General features: G+C 50.9%; 6 protein-coding genes. 5 read left to right on the top strand and 1 reads right to left on the bottom strand.

Annotated features, from left to right (window positions below):
• A partial coding sequence (locus ACH2EM_RS07205) for a transglycosylase domain-containing protein (RefSeq protein WP_395151461.1) occupies positions 1-958 on the bottom strand: 958 nt, incomplete at its 3' end.
• A gap of 459 nt (positions 959-1,417) precedes the next feature.
• Between ACH2EM_RS07205 and ACH2EM_RS07200 the strand changes: the two genes are divergently transcribed.
• The 5 genes from ACH2EM_RS07200 to ACH2EM_RS07180 all read left to right on the top strand — a co-directional run bounded on the left by ACH2EM_RS07200 (position 1,418) and on the right by ACH2EM_RS07180 (position 7,161).
• Positions 1,418-1,900: a DUF4358 domain-containing protein gene (locus tag ACH2EM_RS07200; RefSeq protein ID WP_395151460.1), complete on the top strand. Its 483-nt coding sequence runs from the start codon at positions 1,418-1,420 to the stop codon at positions 1,898-1,900.
• Positions 1,901-1,979: 79 nt separating this feature from the next.
• Complete coding sequence (locus tag ACH2EM_RS07195; RefSeq protein ID WP_395151459.1) at positions 1,980-3,404, top strand: MBOAT family O-acyltransferase; 1,425 nt, start codon at positions 1,980-1,982, stop codon at positions 3,402-3,404.
• 12 nt (positions 3,405-3,416) lie between these two features.
• The gene (locus tag ACH2EM_RS07190) at positions 3,417-4,568 is read left to right on the top strand and encodes a DHHW family protein (RefSeq protein WP_395151458.1); all 1,152 of its coding nucleotides are present in this window, start codon (positions 3,417-3,419) and stop codon (positions 4,566-4,568) included.
• 212 nt (positions 4,569-4,780) lie between these two features.
• Complete coding sequence (locus tag ACH2EM_RS07185) at positions 4,781-5,458, top strand: winged helix-turn-helix domain-containing protein (RefSeq protein ID WP_395151457.1); 678 nt, start codon at positions 4,781-4,783, stop codon at positions 5,456-5,458.
• Positions 5,455-7,161 (top strand): ATP-binding protein, encoded by a 1,707-nt coding sequence (locus tag ACH2EM_RS07180; protein ID WP_395151456.1) that lies wholly within the window; start codon positions 5,455-5,457, stop codon positions 7,159-7,161. The genes ACH2EM_RS07185 and ACH2EM_RS07180 overlap by 4 nt, the downstream gene beginning before the upstream one ends.
• Positions 7,162-7,322 lie beyond the last annotated feature (161 nt).

Below are 7,322 nucleotides of genomic sequence, written 5' to 3'. Positions count from 1 at the left end.
GCTTTTTCAGCGTGGTGTATACGGCATCGGTAAAGTAGGAGCTAATGCCGCTTGCATTTACCGTATCCTGGGTTTCCTCCACCAGGGTCAGGGGGGTATTGATAGCATCCTGATACTCTGCCTGGGTGAGTTTTCCCTGCTCCCACATATTCTTCAGCATCTGGTTGCGCCGCCGTAGATGCTCCTGGGGATTTTTGGAAGGATCGTATTGACTGGGGCTTTTGGTAATGGCTGCAATGCTGGCACACTCTGCGGCAGACAGTTCGGCCAAATCACTTTTGCCAAAGTACTGGATAGCACCAGCCTTTACACCGCCAATGTTGCCAGTCAGGCTGATGGTGTTCAGATAGGCTTCCAAAATGGTATCTTTATCATAACGATTATCCAAGCCCCAGGCGCGGAAAATCTCTCGGATTTTGCGCATGGCGTCCTGCTTATCGTCATTGGTGATGTTCTTTACCAGCTGCTGCTCCAAAGTAGAAGCGCCCTGCCGGCTGCTGAACAGCTTAATGGGGGTATACTCGTTTACGAATGCCGCAATGGTGCGCTTAATGCTTACACCATGGTGCTCGTAAAAGTCCTTATCTTCCGTGCAGATAAAGGCCCATTTCAGGTAGGGGCTGGTTTCAATCTCGCTCAAGTCCACCCATACCCGGTCGTTGGTATCGTGCAGGGATGCATACTCTACCCATTCACCGGTATCGTGGTCCTGGGCCATGATGGTGCTGGTCTGGGCCAGTTTAAGGTTGACCAGGTCCAAATTATCGTTGGCTGTCACATTGACCACATATTGGCTTACCAAAACCGCCACCACGCTTACAGCCATTACACCCAGGCAGATGCAGGCTGCAATCAGCTTGAAAAAGCCTGCGACGATGCGCACAAACAGATTGGGTTTTGGGGGCTTTGGGGGCGGAGTGGATGACTCGCCCTTGGATGGCTGCCGCTGGCTGGCCAATGTACGGGAACCCTCGGTTTTGGCTGCTTGCGGCCGTTTGACAGTGCGCCCTCCGGATGTTGGGGACGGAGAGCGACGAATGCTGCGGTGTTCATTTTGTTCGATGGGGACCGCCTCCTTAACTTTGCGGAATAATTCGTTTTGATGTTGCTCCGCCGCAGCCCAGGCCGATTTACAGCGGGCCGCACCTTGCCTGCTTTTTTTGAAAAAGCACACCGGTTATAGCTCCGGCTTTTGCGGATACCAAGTTATTATACCACATCCAGCCCCATCAAGTACAGATAAAAAGCTGTGAAAGCAAAACATTTGCTGTAAACTCCAGTTTAATATGAATAAACTTTTAATTTTTTTGTCACACTATGGGGGAAATCTTGCATTCTATCTGTAGATGGAGTAAAATCGAACTTACACTTTGCATTAAGGAATTTTAAAAATCGGATGCATAAAGGAGACTTTACCATGAAAAAAGTATTTGCCGCAATTTTAGCCTGTGCTGTGCTCACACTTACCCTGGCCGCCTGCGGTGGCTCTCAGAAAGCCAATGCCTACGACCTGAACTCCATTGTTTCTGCGGTAGAAGCCGTAAACCCCGTGGCCAACGCCCGTGAGGTAGACGACAACTTCATTACCCTGGATATGATGCTTACCAAGGAAAATGTAGAGGAATACGCCGGCAAGGTAACCAACGACCAGGCCGACAGTGCTCTCATTGTTGCCATCAAGGCCGTTTCCGGCAAAGCCGACAGTGTAAAGACCGAGCTGGAAGCTTACAAAACCAACATTTCCACCGGCGGCCTGTACGCCGAATTTGCCGATAAGGAAGCTGCTGCCAAGGACGCCCGCATTGTGCAGAAGGGCGATTACCTGGTTCTGGTAGTGGCCAACACCAACGGCGCTGATTACGCTCAGATCGATACTGCTCTGGACGAGGCCCTGAAATAATCGACCTGCCCATGGCATAAATACCTGCCAAGCCGGTGCAATATGCACCGGCTTTTTGGTGTAAAGGAGTGGACTTTGCTTGCTATTTAGCACAATACTGTTTTTATTTAGATTTTTGCCCATTTCTCTGGGACTGTACTATCTCGCCCCCTACAAATTCAAGAATCTGGCACTGTTTATGTGCAGTCTGGTGTTTTATTCCTGGGGTGAGGTTCGGTTCTTCCCCATCATGCTGGTGTTGATTTTAATCAACTACTTCTGCGGCCTTGCCATTCAAAAATTTGATCACGACCCCAAAATGCGCAAGCTGTTTTTGGTGCTCTCGGTGGTGGGCAGCCTTTCCATGCTGGTATTCTTCAAATATACCAACTTCCTGATTTCCAGTGTAAACGGCCTGCTGGGTACCTCCATTGGTTTGGTGGAAGCCGCCACCGTGCTGCCGCTGGGCATTAGCTTTTACACCTTCCAGACCATGAGCTACTCCATTGATGTGTACCGTCGGGATGTACCTGCGGAACGCAACATTATTGATTTTGGTGCCTATGTGGTCATGTTCCCTCAGCTGATTGCCGGCCCCATTGTAAAATATCGGGATGTGGCCGAGCAGCTGCATGTATACAAAAACCGCTACAATTTAAAGCAAATTGAGGAGGGCATCTGCTTATTCATCTTTGGCCTGGCAAAAAAGGTCCTGATTGCAGATACTGTGAGCCATCTTTGGTACGATATTATTGGTACTTACAGCGGCGATACACTTTCTTCTGCCGGCGTGGGCCTTGCCAACGCCAGCACTCCTTTGGTATGGCTGGGTCTTGTTGCTTACTCGCTCCAGCTGTATTTCGACTTTTCCGGCTACTCTCTCATGGGCATCGGCATGGGCAAGATGATGGGCTTTGACTTCCCCATGAACTTTGAAATGCCCTACATCTCCCGCAGCATCACCGAATTCTGGCGCCGCTGGCATATCACCCTTTCCAGCTGGTTTAAGGAATATGTGTACATTCCCCTGGGCGGCAACCGCCGTGGTCTCAAACGCCAGATTTTCAATATGTTTGTGGTATGGATCCTTACCGGTATCTGGCATGGTGCCGACTGGAACTTTGTTCTGTGGGGCATCTACTACTTTGTGCTGCTGTGCATTGAAAAAATCTTTTTGCTGCCCCATCTTAAAAACGGTAAGTTCTGGCCCCACCTCTACACCCTGGCGCTTGTTGCTGTGGGCTGGGCACTCTTTGTGGGCAACGAACCGGGCGTAGGCTTGGGACTGTTGTTCCAAAAGCTGTTTATTCCCTCTGGCGGTGTTTCCTGCCTTTATTTCCTGCGCAATTATGGGGTTATTTTGCTGGTGGCCATTGTGTGCTGCACCCCCCTGCCCATCCGTTTTTACGAATGGCTCAAAAAGCACACTGCACTCAAAATTTTGGTGGTATTTGCCCTTCTGCTGCTTTCCATTACTTACATTGTGGCTTCCACCAATAGCCCGTTCCTGTATTTCCGTTTTTGAGGAGGGTATGGTATGAAAGAAAAATGCAAAGAATTGCTCCGGTACCCTCTGTTGGTGCTGTTTTTTCTGTTTCTGGTTGGCTTCATGGTGCTGGATGGACTTTGGCCCAAGCGCAGCTATTCTGATTTGGAGCGCCGCCAGCTGAACCAGTTCCCTGCTTTTAGCCTGAGCCAGCTGATACAGAACAAATGGACTGCGGATTACGACAGCTACACCAAAGACCAGGTGGTATTTCGTGATACCTGGATGAAACTGCAAAGCTTGAGCGAGCGGCTGCTGTTTCAAAAGGTGGAGATTGGCGGCGCTGTAATTGGCAAAAACGATGCGCTGTTCACCAAGATGTTTGGTTTGACCAACAACGAGGAAAAACTGCTGAACAAGAACACCCTTCTGGTGCAGCAGTTTGCGGAGAATTTCCCCGGAAAGGTCACTTTGATGCTTGCTCCCTCTGCCAGCCTTATCTACCAGGAGGAACTGCCTGCCGGCACCCCCATGCTGGATGAAAACACCGCCCTGGACACTATTTTTGACGCAGTGGGCCAAGACCATGTGCTGGACTTGCGCCAGCCCTTTGAAGCTGCAAAAGCGGACAAGCTTTATTACAGCACCGACCATCACTGGACCACCTGGGGCGCATACCTGGCCTATCGCCAATTCTGCTCCCGTGAGGGGCTGGACCCCCTGGAGGTAACCCAACAGGATTTCACCCAGGTACCGGATTTTTATGGCACCACCTACGCAAAAGCGTTGTACTGGAAAACGCAGCCGGACACCCTGGATTATTTGGAACTGCCTAACCAGCTGACGGTGTGGAACATTGACTCCCAGCTGAATTTGACCGAGTCCTTCACTGCCGGGTTGTACGATACCGAAAAATTTGACACGGTGGATAAATACGCCGCTTTCCTGTACGGCAACAACGGCTACACCACCATTCAGGGCAATGGCGAGGGCAGCATTCTGGTTGTGAAGGATAGCTATGCCAACAGCTTTGTGCCCTTCCTGTGTGCAAACTATGAGCGCATTGGCGTTATCGACCCCCGTGGCTATAAACTCAGCATTCAGGAGCTTGCCCAGCAGGAAGGTTACGACAACATTCTGCTGTTGTTCAACTTCCAAACCTTTAAATCCAGCAACGATTTAAACGGTTTGGCTGTTCGCTGATGCACTTCTCCCCGCCTTGAAGCATCTTTTAAAACTGACATGGCTTTTGTTAGGCCATGTCAGTTTTTCTTTTCCGAACCTGGCCAAAGCAACCTAAGATTTTTTTGATTTTTACGAATTTTTTACAGAGAAATCCGTGCAAATAAAGGCAGGATGCTTTATAGTTAAAAGAGAGTGAACTAGATATGCCCATAGAAAAGGAGCGAATTCCCATGATTTATATTCTGGAAGATGACAACAGCATCCGGGAACTGGTAACCTACACCCTCAACCGTTCCGGCCATGAAGCCATTGGATTTGAACTTCCTTCGGACTTCTGGGCCAGAATGGAGCAGGAACAGCCCGACCTGCTGCTGCTGGATATTATGCTGCCCCAGGAGGACGGTATGTCCATTCTGAAGCGGCTGCGAGCCAACTCTGCCACTGCACAGCTGCCGGTGATTATGCTCACTGCCAAGGGCAGCGAATACGACCGGGTTACAGGGCTGGACAACGGCGCCGATGATTACATTGCCAAGCCCTTTGGCATGATGGAGCTTGTGGCCCGTGTGAACGCACTGCTGCGCCGCGCCAAACCCCAAACGGCTCCGGAAGAATTCCAGGTGGGAAGCCTGACCCTTTACCCCGCCCGGCATCAGGTGTTTGTGAATGAAACCGAAATCTCCCTGACCCACAAGGAGTTTGAGCTGCTGAGCATGCTCATGCAGCAGCCAGGCATTGTGTTTACCCGTGAGAAATTGCTGAACCAGATTTGGGGCTATACCTTTGAGGCAGAAAGCCGTACTGTGGATGTACACATCCGCACTCTGCGCCAGAAGCTGGGTGATTGCGGCAGCTACATCGAAACGGTTCGGGGTACCGGCTACCGCATTCGGGAGAGCGGCGTATGACCAAGCGGATTTTTAATGCCATTTTGGGGGTTACCCTTGCTTCCATGGCACTCTGTATGCTGTTTTTTACTGCCATTTTGCTGCCATACTTTGAAAATCGCATCGGCGATGAACTTTCGGTGGAGCTGCATTATCTGGCCCAAGCCGCCGACCAGATGGGCCAGGACTACCTGACCAGCTATGATTACGGAAAAAACCGCGCCACCCTGATTGCCCCGGACGGGACTGTTTTGTTTGACAGTGCCGCAGATTTTGCCTCCATGGACAACCATCGGGAACGAGAGGAGGTTCAGCAGGCTCTTGCAACGGGGCAGGGGCAGAGTTCCCGGTACTCTAAAACATTGCAGGAAAAAACTCTTTACCGTGCCGTTCGGCTGGAAAACGGCAATGTGCTGCGCATTTCCTGCACCCAGTACTCCGGTATGGGGATGTTGTTTTTGATGATACGCCCCATCCTGATTATGCTGATTGCCGCTGCATTACTCAGTGCCGTCATTGCATTTTGGGTGGCAGTTCGGCTGACCCGCCCCCTGAACAACATTGATTTGGAAAACCCCCAGATTTCCAAGGAGTACGAGGAGCTTTCTCCCCTTCTGCGGCGACTGAACCACCAAAACCGGCAAATCAAAGCTCAGATGATTGAACTGAGCCAGCAGCAGCAACAGTTTGCTTCCATTACCGAAAACATGAAAGAGGGCTTTTTGGTGTTGGATTGCAGCGGCCGAGTTCTTTCCCACAACAGCAGTGCTGGGCAGCTTCTTCACGCCTCCAGCTCTCTGTCTGGGCGGGATATGACCAACAGCCCCATTCCCGAACTGAACCGGGCCATTCAGGACGCTCTGGAAGGCCATCACAACGAAACCATTATTCCCTTGTATGGTAAGATGTGCCAGCTGTTTGCCAACCCGGTATACCAGCAGGATATGCTGGCTGGAACGGTTATTGTACTTTTGGATGTAACCGAAAAGCACCAGCGGGAAACCCTGCGCCGGGAATTCAGTGCCAATGTATCCCACGAATTAAAAACCCCTCTTACCTCCATCTCCGGCATTGCGGAGATTATGAAGAACGGATTGGTGGACCCCCAGGATGTGGCGCCTTTTGCAGCCAAAATCTACGATGAATCTCAGCGGTTGATTCATTTAGTGGGAGATATCATTAAACTGTCTCAGCTGGATGAAAACTCCATTCCCTATTCTGCCATTCCGGTGGATTTGACCCTTCTTGCCAAAACCATTGTGGTTAGCTTGGAAACAGCCGCCACTGCCCAACAGGTGCAGCTGGTTGTGGACGGGCCGCCTGTGGTAATCCGAGGGGTGCGCCCGGTATTGGAAGAAATGCTGTTCAACCTGTGCGAAAACGCTGTAAAATACAACCGGCCGGGCGGTCATGTATGGGTGAAGGTTTCCAACACCCCCAACGGGCCGGTGCTGGAGGTGAAAGACGACGGAATTGGTATTCCTGCCGAGGATCACGACCGGGTATTTGAACGCTTTTACCGTGTGGACAAGAGCCATTCCAAGGCCATTGGCGGCACCGGACTGGGGCTTTCCATTGTTAAGCATAGCGCTGCCTACCACCACGCACGCATCGAACTGGAGAGTGCTCCCGGTGTGGGAACTTCCATCCGTTTGTACTTCCCTGCCAGCTGCTCGCTGCCTGTGAGTGCTCTGGACGAGGTGGAGCAATCTGATTCCAACTAAATAAAAAAATGGCAGAGGAATAATTCCTCTGCCATTTCAGCTTGTAGAAAAACCTGCTTTGGCAATCAGACCAGAGCAGGTTTTTGGTTTGTAAACAAGAAGGAAGATGGAAAAAGCAGCGAAATGTTGGGCGTATTTTCGCGCAATCTGGACCGTTTGCC

Origin of the sequence: uncultured Allofournierella sp. (assembly GCA_944382705.1) — a bacterium.
GTDB lineage: Bacteria > Bacillota > Clostridia > Oscillospirales > Ruminococcaceae > Allofournierella.
The sequence above is the reverse complement of the archived record's forward strand: the minus strand, read 5'-3'. Positions and strand labels throughout refer to the sequence as shown.

Excerpts from the sequence above, each read along its gene's own strand:
- ACH2EM_RS07200 (WP_395151460.1), top strand. The coding sequence starts at position 1,418 with ATGAAAAAAGTATTTGCCGCAATTTTAGCCTGTGCTGTGCTCACACTT.
- ACH2EM_RS07190 (WP_395151458.1), top strand. The coding sequence starts at position 3,417 with ATGAAAGAAAAATGCAAAGAATTGCTCCGGTACCCTCTGTTGGTGCTG.
- ACH2EM_RS07185 (WP_395151457.1), top strand. The coding sequence starts at position 4,781 with ATGATTTATATTCTGGAAGATGACAACAGCATCCGGGAACTGGTAACC.
- ACH2EM_RS07180 (WP_395151456.1), top strand. The coding sequence starts at position 5,455 with ATGACCAAGCGGATTTTTAATGCCATTTTGGGGGTTACCCTTGCTTCC.